Raw genomic sequence first — 16,358 nt, forward strand, 5'->3', positions numbered from 1 at the left:
CACCAGCGCCTGACCAAGGCCCAGATGCGCCATCAGCCCGGCGCTCAGCCGCAGCCGCCCGTCGCGCTCCAACTGCCAATAGAGCGCATCGCCCCGGCGGATACGCTGCGCCCGCTGGCTATGCTTGGCCCCGCCGCCCAGCCGCTCGACCAGCCGATGCGCCGACGCCAGCGCGGCGCGCAACGCCGCGTCGGCAATGGGGGCCAGCAGGAAATGTGTCGCTCCCGCTTCCATCAGCGCGGGCACCCGGCTCACATCGCCCGGATCGACCAGCACGATCAGCGCGCCGCCGCCCGCCTCCATCGCCGGGACCAAAGGGGCCATCAACCGCGCGGCATCGCCGCCCTGTCGCATATCGACCAGCGCCACCTGCGCCTCGCTGCGCAAAAAGCGTTGCGGCGCATCGCCTGGACGCCGTGCGCCGATCGCGCGCCATCCTGCCAGCCGCGCCGCATGGCACAGCCCGTCGCGGTCGTCCGGCGACAGGATGAACAGGCTGCGCTGGCCGTCTGCGGCACTCTCTCCGCTCACTCTATTCGTCCCCCGGTGCCGTGCATCGAAACGGCATAACAAGAATGCGTTACCGACCTCTTGCCCCCTCTGCAACCGGGGTGCTTGCACGGCTCCTGCCCATCGCCTACCTATGCCCCATGCTGCCAGCCGATCCCCCGCGCACGCCGCTGACCGACGGCCTTGGTCGCCGGATCAGCTATCTGCGCATTTCCGTGACCGACCGGTGCGACCTGCGCTGCCGCTATTGCATGGCCGAACGGATGCAGTTCCTGCCCAAAAGCCAGGTGCTGACCCTCGAAGAGATCGCGCTGCTGGCCGACCTGTTCATCGCGCGCGGCATCACCCGTATCCGCCTGACCGGCGGGGAACCGCTGGTGCGCCGCGACATTGGCGATCTGGTGCGGCGGATCGGGCGGCATCTGGGCAACGGGCTGGACGAACTCACCCTCACCACCAACGGCACCCGCCTCGCCGATCATGCCACCATGTTGTTCGACGCCGGGGTCCGCCGCATCAATGTCAGCCTCGACAGCCTCGACCCGGCGCGCTTTGCCCATATAACGCGCGGCGGCGACATCGCCACCGTCTTCCACGGCGTCAGGGAAGCCCGCGACGCAGGCCTCGCCATCAAGATCAACATGGTCGCGCTCAAGGATTTCAACGAGGATGAAATCCTCCCCATGCTGCGCTGGTGCGATGCGGAGGGGCTGGACCTCACCCTCATCGAAACCATGCCGCTGGGCGACACCGGCGAAGACCGCACCGACCAATATCTCCCGCTGACGCAGGTCGCCGCCGCGATCGACGCCGCCCACCCCTTGACGCCCGTGCCCGACCGCACCGGCGGCCCGGCCCGCTATCACCGTGTCGATGGCCTGCGCGCCAAACTCGGCCTCATCACCCCGCTCACCCAGAATTTCTGCGCCGACTGCAACCGCATCCGCATGACCTGCGAAGGCAAGATCTTCATGTGCTTGGGGCATGAGGATCATGTGGATTTCAAGGCAGCCCTGCGCGACGGTGGCCTGGACGCAGTCGAACCGCTGATCGACCGCGCGCTGCGCTTGAAGCCCGCCCGCCACGACTTCCGCATCGGCGCGGGCGAAACCGGCCCCGCCACCCGTCGCCACATGAGCGTTACCGGCGGATGATCGACGAACCCCGGCGTGCCCTCGTCGCGTCCCCGACCCAGGCCGCCAGAGCCGCCGAAGAGCGGCTCCGCGCCGCCTATGACTTCGTCCCCATCGAACAGGCCGACATGGTCATCGCGCTGGGCGGCGATGGCTATATGCTGCAAACCCTCCACGCCATGCTGGAGGCGCGGCGGATCGTCCCCGTCTTCGGCATGAACTTGGGCACCGTCGGCTTCCTGATGAACGAATGGCGGCTCGAACGGCTCGACCAGCGGCTGGACAAGGCCAAGAGCTTCAAGGTCCACCCGCTGCGCATGGTCGTCGATACCGTCGATGGCGAACAATTTTCCATCCCCGCCATCAACGAAGTCTCGCTGCTGCGCGAAACCCGCCAGACTGCCAAGCTGGAGGTGCAGGTCAATGGCCGCGCCGTCCTGCCCGAACTGGTCTGCGACGGCGTACTGGTCGCCACCCCGGCCGGCTCCACCGCCTACAACCTCTCCGCCCATGGCCCCATCCTGCCGCTGGGGTCGGGCCTGGTTGCACTCACCCCGATCAGCCCCTTCCGCCCCCGCCGTTGGCGCGGCGCGATCCTGCCCGAAAACACCGTTATCCGCTTCACCGTGCTCGACCCGGTCAAGCGCCCGGTCAGCGCCGTCGCCGACCAGCGCGAAGTGCGCGACGTCGCCCAGGTGGAGGTCCGCATCGACCGCGCGACCCCGCTCACCCTGCTGTTCGATCCCGAACATACGCTCGACGATCGTATCGCCGCCGAGCAGTTCATCGCCTGATCGCACCGTAAAAAAATCATCAGATTAACCCTTGCCATTGCGCAAAACCCGCTGCTATAGGCGCGCTCTGCCCGGTGAGAGCCGGGCTGCTCCCTGATAGCTCAGCGGTAGAGCATTCGACTGTTAATCGAATGGCCGTAGGTTCGAATCCTACTCAGGGAGCCAAATTTTTCCCGCCGCAATGGCGCAGGATCATACCGGCGCACTGGCAAGCCAGACCCTCTCAGGCCCGATCGCCTCAGGCAATCCCTGCCCCGCCGGTCACACCATAAACCTCCCCTGTGATATAGCTGCCCTCCTGCGACGCCAGCAGCACATAGACAGGCGCGATCTCGACCGGTTGGCCGGGGCGGCCGAACTGGCTTTGCGCGCCGAATGTCGTGACCTTCTCCTGCGGCTGGCCGCCCGTCGATTGCAGCACCGTCCAGAAAGGACCGGGGGCCACGACATTGGCGCGAATGCCCTTCTCGATCAGTTGCTTGGCCAGCGCCTTGGTATAAGCGACGATGCCCGCCTTCGTCGTCGCATAGTCCAACAATATCGCCGATGGATCATAGGCCTGGATCGACGCGGTGGTGATGACCGACGCCCCGGCCGGAAGATGCGGCACCGCCGCCTGCGCGATCCAGTGCAACGCATAGAGGTTGGTCTTCATCGTGCGGTCGAAATCCGCCGAACTTACCGCCAGCACATCGTCCCGAAACTGCTGACGCCCCGCATTGACGACCAGGATGTCCAGGCCGCCTAGACCCGTCACGGCATCCTCGACCAACTGTCGGCACCAGGCTTCCTCCATGACGTCGCCCGGCAGCGCGACGGCCTTGCGCCCCTCCGCTTCGATCAGCGCGATCACCGCCCGCGCATCCTCCTCTTCGCTCGGCAGATAGGCGATGGCGACATCGGCCCCTTCCCGCGCGTAGGCAATCGCCGCCGCCCGACCGATACCGGAATCGCCGCCGGTGATCAGCGCCTTGCGCCCCTTGAGCTTGCCGGACCCGACATAGCTTTCCTCGCCATGGTCCGGTGTCGGATCCATCTGTGCCGCGATGCCGGGGGCTGGCTGGGGCTGTTTGGGAAAGGGCGGCTGGGGATATTGATTGCGGGGATCCTGCAGGGTGAGACGATCGGTCATGATGGGTCCTTGCTGATGAATGGCGGGCGGACGCGTTCGTCCTCGCCCGCAGCTTGTCGGGCAAACTACGAGCCGCAAAGCCCGCAAGTTCCGACGCCCGGCGTGGCCTTGCCCCGGTTCACCGATCAGCATTGGTCCAGCCCCGCTCGCCGATACGGAACAGGCAAGGCCGCGCTCCGTTTCATGGGAAAGGAAAATTGCATGACCGATAGTATAGCGGCCGATAATGCCGAGCCCTTCCCCCTACCATCGCCGGAACGCATCCAGGCGCTGTTGTTCGACGCCGCAAGGCTGGGCCGGGTCGACGTCATTCCCGCCTTGCTGCAAGGCGGGGCCGATATCGCGGCCAGGGACGCCAAAGGGCATACGGCCTTGATCCTCGCCAGCTACAATGGACAGGAAGACGCGACAGCGCTGCTGCTTCGCCTGGGTGCGCCGGTCGATCAGCCGGACGAAGGACGCGGCAACACCGCGCTGATGGGCGTGGCGTTCAAGGGCTATGATGCGATCGCCGACCTTTTACTGGGTGCGGGGGCTTACCCCCATGCCGTCAACCGCGCAGGCCAGACGGCGCTGATGATGGCATCCTTGTTCGGGCATTATAAGATCGTGGACACCCTGCTTGCCCTCGGCGCTGATCCCTATGCGATGGACGTCGCGGGCAATAGCGCCATCTCGGTGGCGACCGATCAAGGCAATGACGGGATGGCATCGCACCTTGCCACCCATGCGATCCTAGCCAAACCTTAGTCCTGCATCCCCATCAGCCTTGCTTGCCGCGTTTGCGCCGGGGTTGGCCGCCCGTCATCGGATCGGGTTTCTTGGGCGGCGTCCAGCCTGGCGGGGGCGTCATGCGCTGGCGGCTGCTGCCCAATCCCATTGCTCCGGGCTTTTGGCGGACCAGCCCGGTCGGATCGAAGTCGCGCGTTTCGGCACCCGATGCCGCCCCGCGCAACAAACTGATCCGGTCCCGCCACTCGGCCGCCTTTTCAAAATCGCCCCGCGCCGCGGCCTCTTCCATCGCCAGACGCATGGCCTCCAGGCTCATGCCGCTGTCAGCGGTCATCGACCGCCCCGTCGCGCGGTCGGCGCGTCGCTTGCCGCGATGCCACCGACCCCGCGAGGTTCGACTGGACGGATGCCTTTATGCCGCCTGCAGTTCATCGAACACGGCTTCGATCAAAGCGACCTGGCTGTCGTCGTGCAGTGCGATCGACACGGCGATAGGCCCATTATCGGCCGCTTCGTCGCTGTTGGCTTCGCCCGCGCTATTCTGCTCGCCCCGCGCCGACACGAAGATATCGTCGCGTTCGAATCCATGCTCCTGGACCAATCGCTCCACCGCGAGTTCGGCCTGCTGGCGCGTCGCGAAACTCCGCTCGATCGTCTGTGTCATATCATCTCCTGTTGGTAGCATGCCGAACGGCGTCAGGCGGCCGCGATGGTCTTTTCAATGTCGGACGCCGACTGGCCGGTCAGGTCTTTCGCGATCTCGCCGACAAGGATCGCCGACAGCATCTTGTGATAATGTTTGCGCAACTCCCCCAATGTCCGGGGCGCAGCGACGATGATCAGGCTTTCGATCTTGCCATCGAGCACCTGCTTGTTGAGGAACGCGGCAGTGCCGGCGGCAAAACTATCTTCCTCCAGCTGGCTTTCCGACGGGTTCGCCGAACTGCTGTGATGACGGCCGCCCGACCCCTTATTGTCGGACGAAATCGCCGCATCGGGCAACGCGCTCAGCCTGGGTGCCGACTCATCGCCGCTATTCTGAAACAGGTTCAGCAATTCACCATCGGCAACTGCGACGGTCGTACCCTTGGGGATCTTCATGCTATTTCCTTTGACGTGATGGCGCATCAACGTCCGAACCGCGCGGAAGGGGCCGAACAGTTTGCGCGGCCCGAGCGAAAGAACGCTCCGCCCACCGCCTCTCCCGAGTTTGCGCGAGGCCGGCTAAGCCGCCGGGCCGCTGCGACCTGCGCTTCCACCCGATGTCGCGATCAACCGTTCGCGCAGCCAGGACAGGCCCCGATCAGCGGCCCGCGCGCTGTGAAACTGCATCATCTCGCGCATCGAGGGCAGCGGAAAGGGCGGCTCGCACAGGACCAGCGATAATTGCGGGGCCAGTTCGCGCGCCAGCCGCTCATGCATCAACGCCAGCCGCGTGGTGCCGGGCAGCATCCAGGGCACCTGGGTAAAGGCCGCGCAGATGATTTCGATCCGCCGCTGCCGCCCATGATCGCGCAGCACATCGTCGATGAACGTCCCGTCGCGCGACACGCTCACCACGATATGCCCGCTATTGTAGAAGGTGTCGGCATCCAGCGGCTTTTGCAGCACCGGGTTATTGGTACAGCCCACCACCACATGCCGTTCCTCGAACACCAGTTCGCGGGGATGATCGGGGCTGAGATATTTCTCCGGCGAGATGATGAGGTCGATGTCGCCATCGTCCAGCCGCTCCAAAATGTCCGATCGCGGCAGCGTGATCTCGATCTGCACGCCCGGCGCTTCCGCCTGCAACGACCGCAGCGCCGGACCCAGCAGCACGGTCGTGATATAATCGGACGCAACGATGCGAAAGCGCCGCCGCGATTGGGCGGGATCGAAATGCATCCCGCTCGCCAATATGCCGCGTAAATTCAGCACCGCCGCCGCGACATGCGGGGCCAGTGACAGGGCTCCGGGCGTCGGCACCATCCGCTTGCCATGCTGCACCAATATGTCGTCGGAAAAAGCCTCGCGCAGCCGCTTCAGCGCCGCGCTCATCGCCGATTGGGTCAGGTTCAGCCGCTCCGCCGCCCGCGTGACGCCCCGCTCCTGGATCAGCACGTCGAAGGCGATGAGCAAATTCAGGTCAAATTGGTCGAGCCGCATCCATCAATCCTATTTGTGGAAAGCCATTGAAACAAATCGTTATGATAATTTTACTGAACTTGCCACATGTCAATCCGAAGGCGCGGTCGAACACAACGCGCCGCATGGGGAGGATAGCATGAAAAAATTGCTTCTGGCGGGAACCGCCATAATGTTGACGTTGAGCACGCAGGGCGTATCGGCCCAACAGGCTGGCGCGGACGCGCCGGATACCGCCGAAGCCGCCAATGAAGGCCTGGCCGACATCGTCGTCACCGCCCAGCGCCGCTCGGAATCACTGCAGCGCGCCGCGCTCGCCGTATCGGCCGTGACCGGTGACGATCTCGCCAAGTCGGGCATCACCGAAACCGCCAATCTCGGCAAGCTGGTCCCCTCGCTGGTCGTGCAGCCCACCGGCGGCACCACCAGCTTCTTCCTCCGCGGCGTCGGCACCAATTCGCAGAACAGCTTCTCCGAAAACGCCATCGCCTTCAACTTCAACGGCGTCTATGTCGGCCGCCCGACCGCACCGGCGGGCGTCTTCTACGATCTGGAACGGGTCGAAGTGGTCAAGGGGCCGCAAGGCACCCTCTATGGCCGCAATGCCACGGGCGGCGCCATCAACGTGCTGCCGAAAAAGCCGGAACTCGGCAAATTCGGTGCCGAAGGCCTGTTCGAATATGGCAATTACGACAGCAAGAAGGGCTTTCTGGCGCTCAACGTGCCGATCGGCGACACCGTCGCCCTGCGCGTCGCTGGCCAGATCGTCGATCGCGACGGCTATATCTCGGACGGCTATGATGACGACAAGGGCGAAGCCGTCCGCGCCTCGCTGCTGATCGAACCGTCCGACATGTGGTCGATGACGCTGGTCGCCGACTATTATCGCCAGCATGGCAAGGGGTCGGGCGCCGTCCTGCTGCCCAGCGCCGCGTTCGCCGTGCCGGACCTCAATGACCGCGTCAGCATCTCCGATCCGCGCGCCCAGGCCGCGATTGCGGGCTATGCCGCCACCATCTTCGCGCCGCCCTTCTGCGGTGGCTTTGGCGGTTTCGTGCGCAGCGGCTGCGTCGCGCAGGCCGGCACCGACGGTTTCCTCGACAATAAATTCTACGGCCTCAGCGCCACGATCGTCGGCGACATGGGCTTTGGCACGCTGACCGTCGTTCCCGCCTACCGTAAGTCGGACGTGAAGTTCCGCACCTATCTGCCGGGCTTTGCAGGCGACTTCACTGATCTGGCGGAACAGGCGTCGCTCGAAGTCCGCTTGTCGTCGAAGGAAGATCAGCGGCTGCGCTATGTGCTGGGGGCCTTCTACTTCGGCGAAAACCAGTCGACCGAAAACCTCTTCCGCCAGGGTACTATCTCGACCACCCGCTTCACCCCCCGGCTGGACACCGAAAGCCTCGCCGCTTTCGGTCAGCTGACCTTCGACGTGACCGACGCCCTGCGCCTGGTCGCAGGTGGTCGTTTCACCCGCGAAGACAAGCGGCAGCTGACCTCGACCGCTGCTGGCGGCCTGCCCGGCCCGGTCAACCCGCCGCTCAGCGCGCCCTTCACCGGCGACCTGAGCTTCGAGAAATTCACCTGGAAGGCAGGCGTGGAGTTTGACGCAGGTCCGGCCTCGCTGATCTACGCAAACGTCGCGACCGGCTTCAAATCGGGCGGCTTCTTCGTTGCCCAGCCGCCAAACAACACCTTCGCGCCCGAAACGCTGACCGCTTATACGGTCGGTGCCAAGAACCGCTTCTTCGACAACAAGCTGCAGCTGAACTTCGAAGCCTTCTACTGGGATTATAAGGACCAGCAGATCACCTTCGTCGGCGGCGTCCCCACCGGCAATGGCTTGTTCGCGCAAGGGTCCACCACCGTCAATGCGGGCAAGTCGAAAATCTATGGTGCCGAATTCGAAGCCCGCTTCGCGCCGAGCCGCAACGATCTGTTCAACCTGAACGTCCAGTTCCTCAAGGGCAAATATGACGAGCTGGTCACCGCCAACTTCTCGCCCACCGGTGCGCCGGTGACGACGGGTTGCACCACGCTGGGCAGCCGCCTCGCCAATCCCGGCGTCAATGGTGCGCGCTTCTACGACATTGATTGTTCGGGCAAGCCGACCGTCAATTCGCCCAAATGGGCGATCAATGTCGGCTATGAGCGGACCTTCCCCCTGTCGGACGAGCTGTCGCTGGTTGCGGGCGCCCGCGCCAATATCGAAACCAGCCGCTTCATGAACACCAACTACCGGCCGGAAGAAAAGCAGGACGGCTTCATGATGGCGGACGCCTTCCTGACGCTCGACAGCCGGGGTGGCTGGAACATCACCGGCTTCATCAACAACATCACCGACAAGGAAGTGTTGGCCCGCGCCGGAACCCGGCCGATCCTCGACTTCCCGGTCGGCACCCTGCGCCCGCCGCGCACCTATGGCGTCCGCCTCGGGTTCGACTTCTGATGCGCGCGCGTCTCTCCCGGCTGGCCCTTGCGGCACTGATGGCGACCTCTCCCGCCGTCGCGCAGCAAGCGCCATCCGGGGGAGACGCTTTCGTCACACTCGGCACGATGGGCGGCCCGGTCCCCAGCCGGGACCGGTCGCAGCCCGCCAATGCGCTGACCCATGACGGCCGCGTCTATCTGGTCGATGTGGGTGACGGCACGGTGCAGCAGATGGCGCGGGCGGGCATCGCCCTCCCCACCGTCAAGGCGGTGTTTCTCAGCCACCTTCATGTCGATCATACCGGCGGTCTGTCGGCTGTGCTGGGCCTGCGCAATCAGACCAACGTCGCCGATCCGCTCACCGTCTATGGCCCGCCGGGCACGCGCGAACTCGTCGCGGGCATGGTCGCCTCGATGCAGCCCGCCGCCCGCGTCGGCTATGGCATTCCCGGCAAGCCCTGGACCCCGCCTGCGCAGACCGTGGACGTGATCGAACTCACCGATGGCGAGCGCATCAGCGTCGATGGCATGACCGTCACGGCGGCGCAAAATACCCATTATGACTTCGCCCCCGGCAGCGTCGATGACCGCAACTACAAGTCGCTGTCGCTGCGCTTCGACCTGCCCGGCCGGTCGATCGTCTATACCGGCGACACCGGCCCCAGCGCGGCAGTGGAAAAGCTGGCCAAGGGCGCGGACCTGCTGGTCAGCGAGATGATCGACATGGACGGCACGCTCGCCACTGTCGCGCGCAATTCGCCCAACATGCCAGCGCCCGCGCGGCAACAGCTCGAACAGCATCTGTCCACCCACCATCTGACCCCGGACGCGGTCGGACGGCTCGCGGCCAGCGCCGGCGTCAAGTCGCTGGTGGTCACCCATTTCGCCGCAGGCACGCCCGATCCGGCGCGCACCCGCAGCTATGTCACCCAGATCCGCGCGCATTTTCGCGGGCCGATCGCCATCGCCAATGATCTCGACCGTTTCTGAAAGGCACCTCATGCAAGCCTGTAATATCCTTGTCATCGGTGGCGGCATCGGTGGCCTGACCGCCGCCATCGCCCTGCGCGCGCGCGGCTTCGCCGTCACGGTGATCGAACGCGATCCCAACTGGTCCGTCTATGGCGTTGGCATCATCCAGCAATCGAACGTCATCCGCGCCATGTCGCAACTTGGCCTCATCGACGAATATGTCTCGTCAGGCGTCGGCTTCGACGCGGTCGAAATCTATACCCCCACCGGCGTGCGCGTGGCGCGTGTGCCCACGCCCCGGCTGGTCGATGGCTATCCCGCCAATATGGGCATCGGCCGTCCCGCTCTGCACAAGATGCTGGGCGACCGCACCATCGCCAGCGGCGCGCATGTGCTGCTCGGCGTCACCGCGACCGAACTGAACGACGATGGCGAAGGCGTGGACGTCCGCTTCTCGAACGGATCGTCCGAACGCTATGATCTGGTGATCGGCGCCGACGGCGTCTATTCGCAGACCCGCGCGATGCTCTTCCCCGACGCCCCGCGCCCGGAATTCACCGGACAGGCGGTATGGCGCTACAACCTGCCACGCCCGGCTGATTTTGACGCCTTGCACGTCTATAACGGACCCACCGGCGTGGGACTGGTGCCCATCTCCGATGACCTGATGTATATCTATGTCACCACCCCTGAACCCGGCAACCCGCGCTACCCGCGCGAGGGGCAGGCGGCGCTGATGCGCTCGAAGATGACCGGCTGCGCGCCCTTCATTCAGGAACTGGCCGAACAGATCGTCGATGACGCAGGCGTCGTCTATCGCCCGCTCGAAGCGATGATGATCGACGGTCCCTGGCACAAGGGCCGGGTCGCGCTGCTGGGCGATGCCGTCCACGCCACCACCCCGCATCTGGGCCAGGGCGCAGGCATGGCGATCGAGGACAGCCTGGTGCTGGCCGAGGAACTCGCCACCCATGACGATATCGAAACGGCGCTGAGCGCCTATCATGACCGTCGCCTGGAGCGCTGCGCCTATATCGTCCGTTCCAGCGTCGCCATCTGCATGGGCCAGATCGGCAAGGGGCCACCGGTCGACAATGCCAAGGCGACCCAGGAAATGTTCGACGTCGTCGCTCAACCGATCTGACATCGAAGCAGGAGCAGGCCGATGCGACAAGCGACAACCCGCCATGGGGTGATCCTCATGCTGACGGCGGTGATGCCGACCATGGCGATCATCGCGCTGGTCCCCGTCCTGCCCCTGCTGTTGCGCGAATTTGCCGACGTGCCGGGCGCGGCCGTGCTGGTGCCGATGGCGCTGACCGTGCCCGCCCTGTGCGTGGCATTATTCTCGCCGCTCGCGGGTTGGCTGTCCGATCGGGCCGGGCGCAAACGCCTGCTGATCGGCGCGCTGCTCGCCTATGCGGGCTTTGGCCTGCTCCCGCTCCTGCTCGACAGCCTCTATGCCATCTTCGCCGTGCGCGTCGCGCTGGGATTGGCGGAAGCGGTGATCATGACCGTCGCCACCGCCATGGTCGGTGATTATTTCGAAGGCGAACGGCGCGAACGCTGGGTCTCGATCCAGATCGCGACCGCCAGCGTCAGCGCCATCGCGCTGATTGCCATGGGCGGCGCGCTGGGCGAAATCTTCGGCTCGCGCGGGCCGTTCTGGATGTATCTGCTGGCGCTGCCGGTGGCTGCCGCCGCCGCCATCATCCTGTTTGAACCCCACAAGGTAACCAAGGCACGGTCTGGACTGCCCGACCCATCGGTGCTGCGGAGTATTGGTGGCCTTGTCGCCATCACCTTCGGCATCGGCCTGCTCTTCTACACGATCGTCGTGCAACTCGGCCCGGTGATCGAAGCGACCGGCGTGACGTCGCCCGCGCTGATCGGCGTCGCCGGTGCCGCCGCCAATGTCGGCGTCATGCTCGGCTCGCTGCTGTTCGGACGGGTCAAGGCCCGGCCTGCCCCGCATCTCCTCGCCTGGGGCCTGCCGCTCGTGGCGCTTGGCTATGTCGGCGTCGCCCTCTCAACGGCCTTCGCCCTGACGGTCGCGTCCGCCGTCGTCATCTGCATCGGCAACGGGCTGATGCTGCCGACCATGCTGGCCTGGGTATTGCGCCGATTGCCGCCCGCCACGCGCGGGCGCGGCACGGGCGTATGGACCGGCGCTTTCTTTCTGGCCCAGTTCATCGCCCCGATCGTAGCGACCGCCCTGTCCAGCCTGTTTGGCGGGATGGCGGGCACCTTCCTCTTCTTCAGCGCAGCCGCCGCGATCGGTGCCGGTGTCGCCCTGCTGCGCTACCGCCATGCACAGCCCAATGTTCAAGGAGTACCATCATGACAACCCCCATCCGCCGCGTCGTGACCGGCCATAATGCCCAGGGCCTGGCCATCATTCAGGAAGACGGCCCCGCGCCACGCGTGCAGCAGATCGGCGGCCCGGCCGGGCCGATGTTCCACGAAATCTGGAACACGCAAGCCACCCCCGTGCCGATCGATGCTGCGTCGGGCGAACCGGCCGAAGACGGCATCAAGCTCGCCCCGCCCAAGGGCGGCACCCGCATCCGCGTGCTCGACATCCCGCCCGAAGGCGACACCATCCGCACCATGTCGCCCGAAGAGGCGCGCGCCCATTTCGCCGAAGTCGGTGCCGGCGACGCCTCCGCCCATAGCGGCGAAACCACCCGCCACGCGCTGATGCACCGCACCGAAACCATCGACTATGGCATCGTGCTCGAAGGCGAACTGGTGCTGATCGTCGATGAAGGCGAAACCACCGTCCGCGCCGGCGATATCGTTATCCAGCGCGGCACCAACCATGGCTGGTCCAACCGCTCGGACAGCAATTGCCGCATCGCCTTCATCCTGATCGACGGCACGTTCGAGCCAGACCTGCAGCAATAATGCGGATCGCCATCACCGGGGCGGCCGGGTTCGTCGGCCAAGCGGTCATCCGCCAGCTGCGCCAGAGCCGCCCCGATGTGGATCTGCTGCTGGCGGATCGCGCCTTCGCCGCGCCGTCGCCCTGCGCGACACTCGTCGGCGACCTGACCGACCCGGCGATCGTCCGCGCCCTATGCGGCCCGGAAACCGACATCCTGCTGCATCTCGCCGCCCTCCCCGGCGGCGCAGCGGAACGCGATCCGCAGGCATCGCGCGCGATCAATCTGGACGTGCCCCTGGCCCTTATCGAGGCGATGGCGGGCCGCCGCCTGATCCTTGCCGGGTCGATCGCGGTGTTCGGCGGTTCGCTGCCGACGCCCGTCGATGACACCACCCCGCCCGCCCCGGCCAGCGTCTATGGCGCACACAAGCGCATGGTCGAAATCGCCTTTGCCGATGCCGTTCGGCGCGGTGCGATCCAGGGCATGGCGCTGCGCCTGCCCGGCATCGTCGCCCGCCCGGCGGCCGCTGGCGGCTTTGGCTCGGCCTTCCTCAGCGACATCTTCCACGCGGCAAAGGCGGGCACGCCCTATGCCATCCCCGTCGCCCCCGATGCGACCAGTTGGCTCCTGTCCGCCCGGACCTGCGCGGCCAATCTCGTCGCCGCCGCCTTGAGCGACGCAACCGCGCAACATGCCGTCACCCTCCCCGCCTTGCAGGTCAGGATCGGCGATCTGGTCGATACACTCGGCCGCTTCGGCGACGTTGGCGCACTGACCTTCCAGGAGGAAGCCGCCACTCGCCGCACCTTTGGCAGCTATCCGCCGCTGACGACCCGCCGCGCCGATGATCTCGGCTTCCAGCATGACGGCAGCTTGACCCAGTTGGTGGAGACCGTGCTTGCCGACCTCTGATCCGCTTGGCGCCTTCCGACTGGAGGGCAAGACCGCGCTCATCACCGGCCCGACGCGCGGCATCGGCCTCGCCATCGCTCGCCTGTTCGCAGGCGCGGGCGCAGGCCTGGTCCTGGCCGATATCGACGCCCCGGCCTGCGACGCGCTCGCCGCAACGCTCGGCGCGATATCGCTGCCCACCGATGTCAGCGACGCTGCCGCGCTCGCACGTCTGGCGGACCAGGCCGAAGCCCAAACCGGCGGCATCGACATATTGGTGTGCAATGCAGGCATCGCCGGAACGCCAGCGCCGATGCACGCCATGGCAGAGTCCGACCGCGATACGCTCTACGCCGTCAACCTGCTCCACCCCCTCCGCCTCACCGGCCTCATCGCGCCCTACATGGCCGCGCGCGGACGCGGCAGCATCGTCCTGCTGTCCAGCATTGCGGGCCTGCGCGGCAACGCCATGCTCGGCCATTATGGCATGACCAAAGCGGCGCTGGCGCAACTCGCGCGCAATCTCGCGGTCGAATGGGGACCATCGGGCGTCCGCGCCAACGCCATCGCGCCGGGCCTCATCGAAACCGAATGGGCGGGCGCGATCCTCTCCAGCCCCGACCGCGCCGAACGCCGCCTCGGCCTCACCCCGCTCCGCCGTGCAGGCTCCCCCGAAGAAATCGCCGCCACCGCGCTCTATCTCGCCAGCGACGCGGGCGGCTTCACCACCGGCCAGACGATCGTGGTCGATGGCGGCACGCTGATTTCCGACGGCAGCTAAGGACCAACGCCTCCGGGAATGTCAGCCGATCGGCGCTTCGATCGACACCGGCGGCTTGGAAAACCACGCCGGCCCCCGCGCCGTCATATGGAAACAATCCTCCATCCGCACCCCCATCGTGCCCGGCAGATACAGGCCCGGTTCGTTGGAGAAACACATGCCTACGTCCAGCTTGGTGGTTTCGCCATGGACCAGATTGACCGGCTCATGCCCCTCCATGCCGATGCCATGGCCGGTGCGGTGGGACAGGCCCGGAAGCGCATAGCCCGGACCATAGCCACGGCTCTCATAATGCGCCCGCACCGCGTCATCGACTGCCCCCGCTGGCGTATCCAGTTTCGCGGCGGCAAAGGCGATCGTCTGCCCCTGCGCCACATCGTTCCAGACGGTCCGCTGCTGCGCTGTGGGCGCAGCGCCGTAAACGAAGGTCCGGCTGATATCGGACTGATAATCGCCCACGGTACAGCCGCAATCCATCAGCACGACCTCGCCTGCCCGCACCGCCTGCGGCTTGCCGGAGCCATGCGGATAAGCCGCCGCCTCGCCGAGCAGCACAAGGTTGAACTCACTCTTGCCGCCCAGCGCCGTCGTCGCGGCAGTCATCAGCGCACCGATATCAGCCGGGGTCATCCCTGCCTTCACTTGGCGGTAGGTCCAGCGATAGGCGGCCATGGTGACATCGGCGGCGGTCTGCATCAGCGCGATTTCAGCCGGCGTCTTGCGCATCCGCAGCGCGCGGGTAACGGGGTCAGTCGTCAGCCGCGCCTGTGGCAGCGCCGCCTTGAGGCCATCGACCGCGAAATAGCGCACCGTCTCCTCAATGCCGATCCGTCCCTTCGCCAGCCCTTTTTCGGTCAGGAAGGCGGCGACCAGCGCATGGGGGCTTTCATGCTCCTGCCACACCCGCACCTCCGCCGATATGCCGAGCGATTCGTCGATCGAGGGCTTTTCGAAAAAGGGGCAGAGGATGAGCGGCGCGCCCGTCGCCGGAATGACGAGCGCCGTCAGCCGCTCGCTGCGCCACCAGCGCACACCGCTATAATAAATCAGGCTCGCCCCCGGCTCGATCAACAGCGCGTCGATGCCCTTGGCCTGCATCATCGCCTGCGCGCGGGACAGGCGATCGGCGCGTTCGGCCCGGCGGATGGGCTTGATCCCCTGGGTCAGGGACGTCAGCGCCTCGGCCGCCCGCTCCTGCGCAAACAGGCGCGGAGTGACGGCGGCGGCGATGCCAGCGGCGGCATAGCCCAGCAGGCCGCGGCGATCAGGCGTAAGCATAGGGACCACCCGCCTGCAGCGCGGCCTGATAGGCGGGACGCGCATGTATGTCGCCCAGCCAGCGCAGGATATTCGGCCGGCTATCGTTGAGGCCGCCGCGCGAGCAGGCCGCTTCCAGCGGGAAGCTCATCATCATGTCGGCGGCCGTGAAAGCCTCGCCCGCAAAATAGGGGCGGCTCGCCAATTCGCTTTCGATCCAGTCGAGATGATCGTCCAGCATCCGCTGCACCGTCGGCCGCGCGGGACGACCCAGCAGGCCGAGCTTGCCGATGATCAGCAGCGCGAGCAGCGGCGGCATCATCGATCCTTCGGCATAGTGCAGGAACTGGCGATAGCGGATCGTGCCCTCCGCATCGGCGGGCGCGCCAAAGCGATTACCGGCGCGCCCGACCATATAGTCCATGATCGCGCCTGTCTCGATCAGGCGGTGGCCATCCACCTCCACCACCGGCGACCGACCGAGCGGATGAATGGCGCGCAGCGATGCGGGCGCGCGCATCGTCTTGCGATCGCGTTCGTAGCGGCGCACCTCATAAGCCTCGCCCAATTCCTCCAGCAGCCAGAGGATGCGTTGCGAGCGGCTGTTGTTGAGATGGTGGACGATGATGGTCATGACGGCTCCGATGCTGCGTGGCGGTAAGGGCTAACGCAGCCGGGAACGCGCGACAACATCCGTTCGCTTCGAGC

The 16,358-nt window shown here is 66.0% G+C and carries 17 protein-coding genes, 1 tRNA gene and 1 pseudogene; 11 read left to right on the forward strand and 8 right to left on the reverse strand.

Features of this window, described 5'->3' with window-relative positions; translation table 11 throughout:
* Positions 1 to 531: pseudogene (locus BF95_RS16260) on the reverse strand (putative bifunctional diguanylate cyclase/phosphodiesterase); the annotation flags it as partial.
* A gap of 119 nt (positions 532 to 650) precedes the next feature.
* Here BF95_RS16260 and moaA point away from each other — a divergent pair.
* The 3 genes from moaA (at position 651) to BF95_RS16275 (ending at position 2,602) form a co-directional block, all read left to right on the forward strand.
* Complete coding sequence (moaA, locus tag BF95_RS16265) at positions 651 to 1,664, forward strand: GTP 3',8-cyclase MoaA (RefSeq protein WP_043152589.1); 1,014 nt, start codon at positions 651 to 653, stop codon at positions 1,662 to 1,664.
* Positions 1,661 to 2,437 carry an NAD kinase gene (locus BF95_RS16270; RefSeq protein ID WP_043152591.1) on the forward strand — a complete coding sequence of 259 codons (777 nt, stop codon included), beginning with the start codon at positions 1,661 to 1,663 and terminating at the stop codon, positions 2,435 to 2,437. The genes moaA and BF95_RS16270 overlap by 4 nt, the downstream gene beginning before the upstream one ends.
* 90 nt (positions 2,438 to 2,527) lie before the next feature.
* A tRNA-Asn gene (locus BF95_RS16275) sits at positions 2,528 to 2,602 on the forward strand.
* 73 nt (positions 2,603 to 2,675) lie between these two features.
* Here BF95_RS16275 and BF95_RS16280 read toward each other — a convergent pair.
* Positions 2,676 to 3,569 carry an SDR family oxidoreductase gene (locus BF95_RS16280; protein ID WP_043152593.1) on the reverse strand — a complete coding sequence of 298 codons (894 nt, stop codon included), beginning with the start codon at positions 3,567 to 3,569 and terminating at the stop codon, positions 2,676 to 2,678.
* A gap of 201 nt (positions 3,570 to 3,770) precedes the next feature.
* On the opposite strand from BF95_RS16280, the gene BF95_RS16285 reads away from it, so the two are divergent.
* Entirely contained in the window at positions 3,771 to 4,319 is a 549-nt protein-coding gene (locus tag BF95_RS16285) for an ankyrin repeat domain-containing protein (RefSeq protein ID WP_200866990.1), read from the forward strand.
* A 13-nt stretch (positions 4,320 to 4,332) separates the two neighbouring features.
* Here the strand turns inward: BF95_RS16285 and BF95_RS16290 are convergent, their stop codons facing one another.
* The 4 genes from BF95_RS16290 to BF95_RS16305 form a co-directional block, all read right to left on the reverse strand.
* Positions 4,333 to 4,635, reverse strand: coding sequence for a UvrB/UvrC motif-containing protein (locus tag BF95_RS16290; protein ID WP_235209808.1), 303 nt, complete (start codon positions 4,633 to 4,635; stop codon positions 4,333 to 4,335).
* A gap of 78 nt (positions 4,636 to 4,713) precedes the next feature.
* A complete protein-coding gene (locus BF95_RS16295) occupies positions 4,714 to 4,965 on the reverse strand; it encodes a hypothetical protein (protein ID WP_043152598.1) in 252 nt (83 codons plus the stop codon).
* A gap of 32 nt (positions 4,966 to 4,997) precedes the next feature.
* A complete protein-coding gene (locus tag BF95_RS16300) occupies positions 4,998 to 5,402 on the reverse strand; it encodes a host attachment family protein (protein ID WP_043152600.1) in 405 nt (134 codons plus the stop codon).
* Positions 5,403 to 5,525: 123 nt separating this feature from the next.
* Complete coding sequence (locus BF95_RS16305) at positions 5,526 to 6,449, reverse strand: LysR family transcriptional regulator (protein ID WP_043152602.1); 924 nt, start codon at positions 6,447 to 6,449, stop codon at positions 5,526 to 5,528.
* A 118-nt stretch (positions 6,450 to 6,567) separates the two neighbouring features.
* On the opposite strand from BF95_RS16305, the gene BF95_RS16310 reads away from it, so the two are divergent.
* The 7 genes from BF95_RS16310 to BF95_RS16340 are packed head-to-tail and all read left to right on the forward strand — an operon-like array spanning position 6,568 to position 14,393.
* A complete protein-coding gene (locus BF95_RS16310; protein WP_043152648.1) occupies positions 6,568 to 8,880 on the forward strand; it encodes a TonB-dependent receptor in 2,313 nt (770 codons plus the stop codon).
* Positions 8,881 to 8,918: 38 nt separating this feature from the next.
* Positions 8,919 to 9,851 carry an MBL fold metallo-hydrolase gene (locus BF95_RS16315; protein ID WP_235209809.1) on the forward strand — a complete coding sequence of 311 codons (933 nt, stop codon included), beginning with the start codon at positions 8,919 to 8,921 and terminating at the stop codon, positions 9,849 to 9,851.
* 10 nt (positions 9,852 to 9,861) lie between these two features.
* On the forward strand, positions 9,862 to 10,977 hold the full coding sequence (locus BF95_RS16320; RefSeq protein ID WP_043152605.1) for an FAD-dependent oxidoreductase: 1,116 nt from the start codon (positions 9,862 to 9,864) through the stop codon (positions 10,975 to 10,977).
* A gap of 21 nt (positions 10,978 to 10,998) precedes the next feature.
* Complete coding sequence (locus BF95_RS16325; protein WP_043152607.1) at positions 10,999 to 12,177, forward strand: MFS transporter; 1,179 nt, start codon at positions 10,999 to 11,001, stop codon at positions 12,175 to 12,177.
* Positions 12,174 to 12,740 carry a cupin domain-containing protein gene (locus tag BF95_RS16330; protein ID WP_043152609.1) on the forward strand — a complete coding sequence of 189 codons (567 nt, stop codon included), beginning with the start codon at positions 12,174 to 12,176 and terminating at the stop codon, positions 12,738 to 12,740. Before BF95_RS16325 ends, BF95_RS16330 begins: the two co-directional genes overlap by 4 nt.
* A complete protein-coding gene (locus tag BF95_RS16335) occupies positions 12,740 to 13,633 on the forward strand; it encodes an NAD-dependent epimerase/dehydratase family protein (protein WP_043152610.1) in 894 nt (297 codons plus the stop codon). The genes BF95_RS16330 and BF95_RS16335 overlap by 1 nt, the downstream gene beginning before the upstream one ends.
* Entirely contained in the window at positions 13,620 to 14,393 is a 774-nt protein-coding gene (locus BF95_RS16340) for an SDR family NAD(P)-dependent oxidoreductase (RefSeq protein WP_043152613.1), read from the forward strand. The genes BF95_RS16335 and BF95_RS16340 overlap by 14 nt, the downstream gene beginning before the upstream one ends.
* Positions 14,394 to 14,414: 21 nt before the next feature.
* On the opposite strand, the gene BF95_RS16345 is transcribed toward BF95_RS16340, so the two are convergent.
* Entirely contained in the window at positions 14,415 to 15,671 is a 1,257-nt protein-coding gene (locus BF95_RS16345) for a M24 family metallopeptidase (protein WP_043152615.1), read from the reverse strand.
* Entirely contained in the window at positions 15,658 to 16,284 is a 627-nt protein-coding gene (locus BF95_RS16350) for a glutathione S-transferase family protein (RefSeq protein ID WP_043152617.1), read from the reverse strand. The genes BF95_RS16345 and BF95_RS16350 overlap by 14 nt, the downstream gene beginning before the upstream one ends.
* Positions 16,285 to 16,358: the final 74 nt, after the last annotated feature.

Origin of the sequence: Sphingobium sp. Ant17 (genome assembly GCF_000588875.1) — a bacterium.
Taxonomy (GTDB): domain Bacteria; phylum Pseudomonadota; class Alphaproteobacteria; order Sphingomonadales; family Sphingomonadaceae; genus Sphingobium.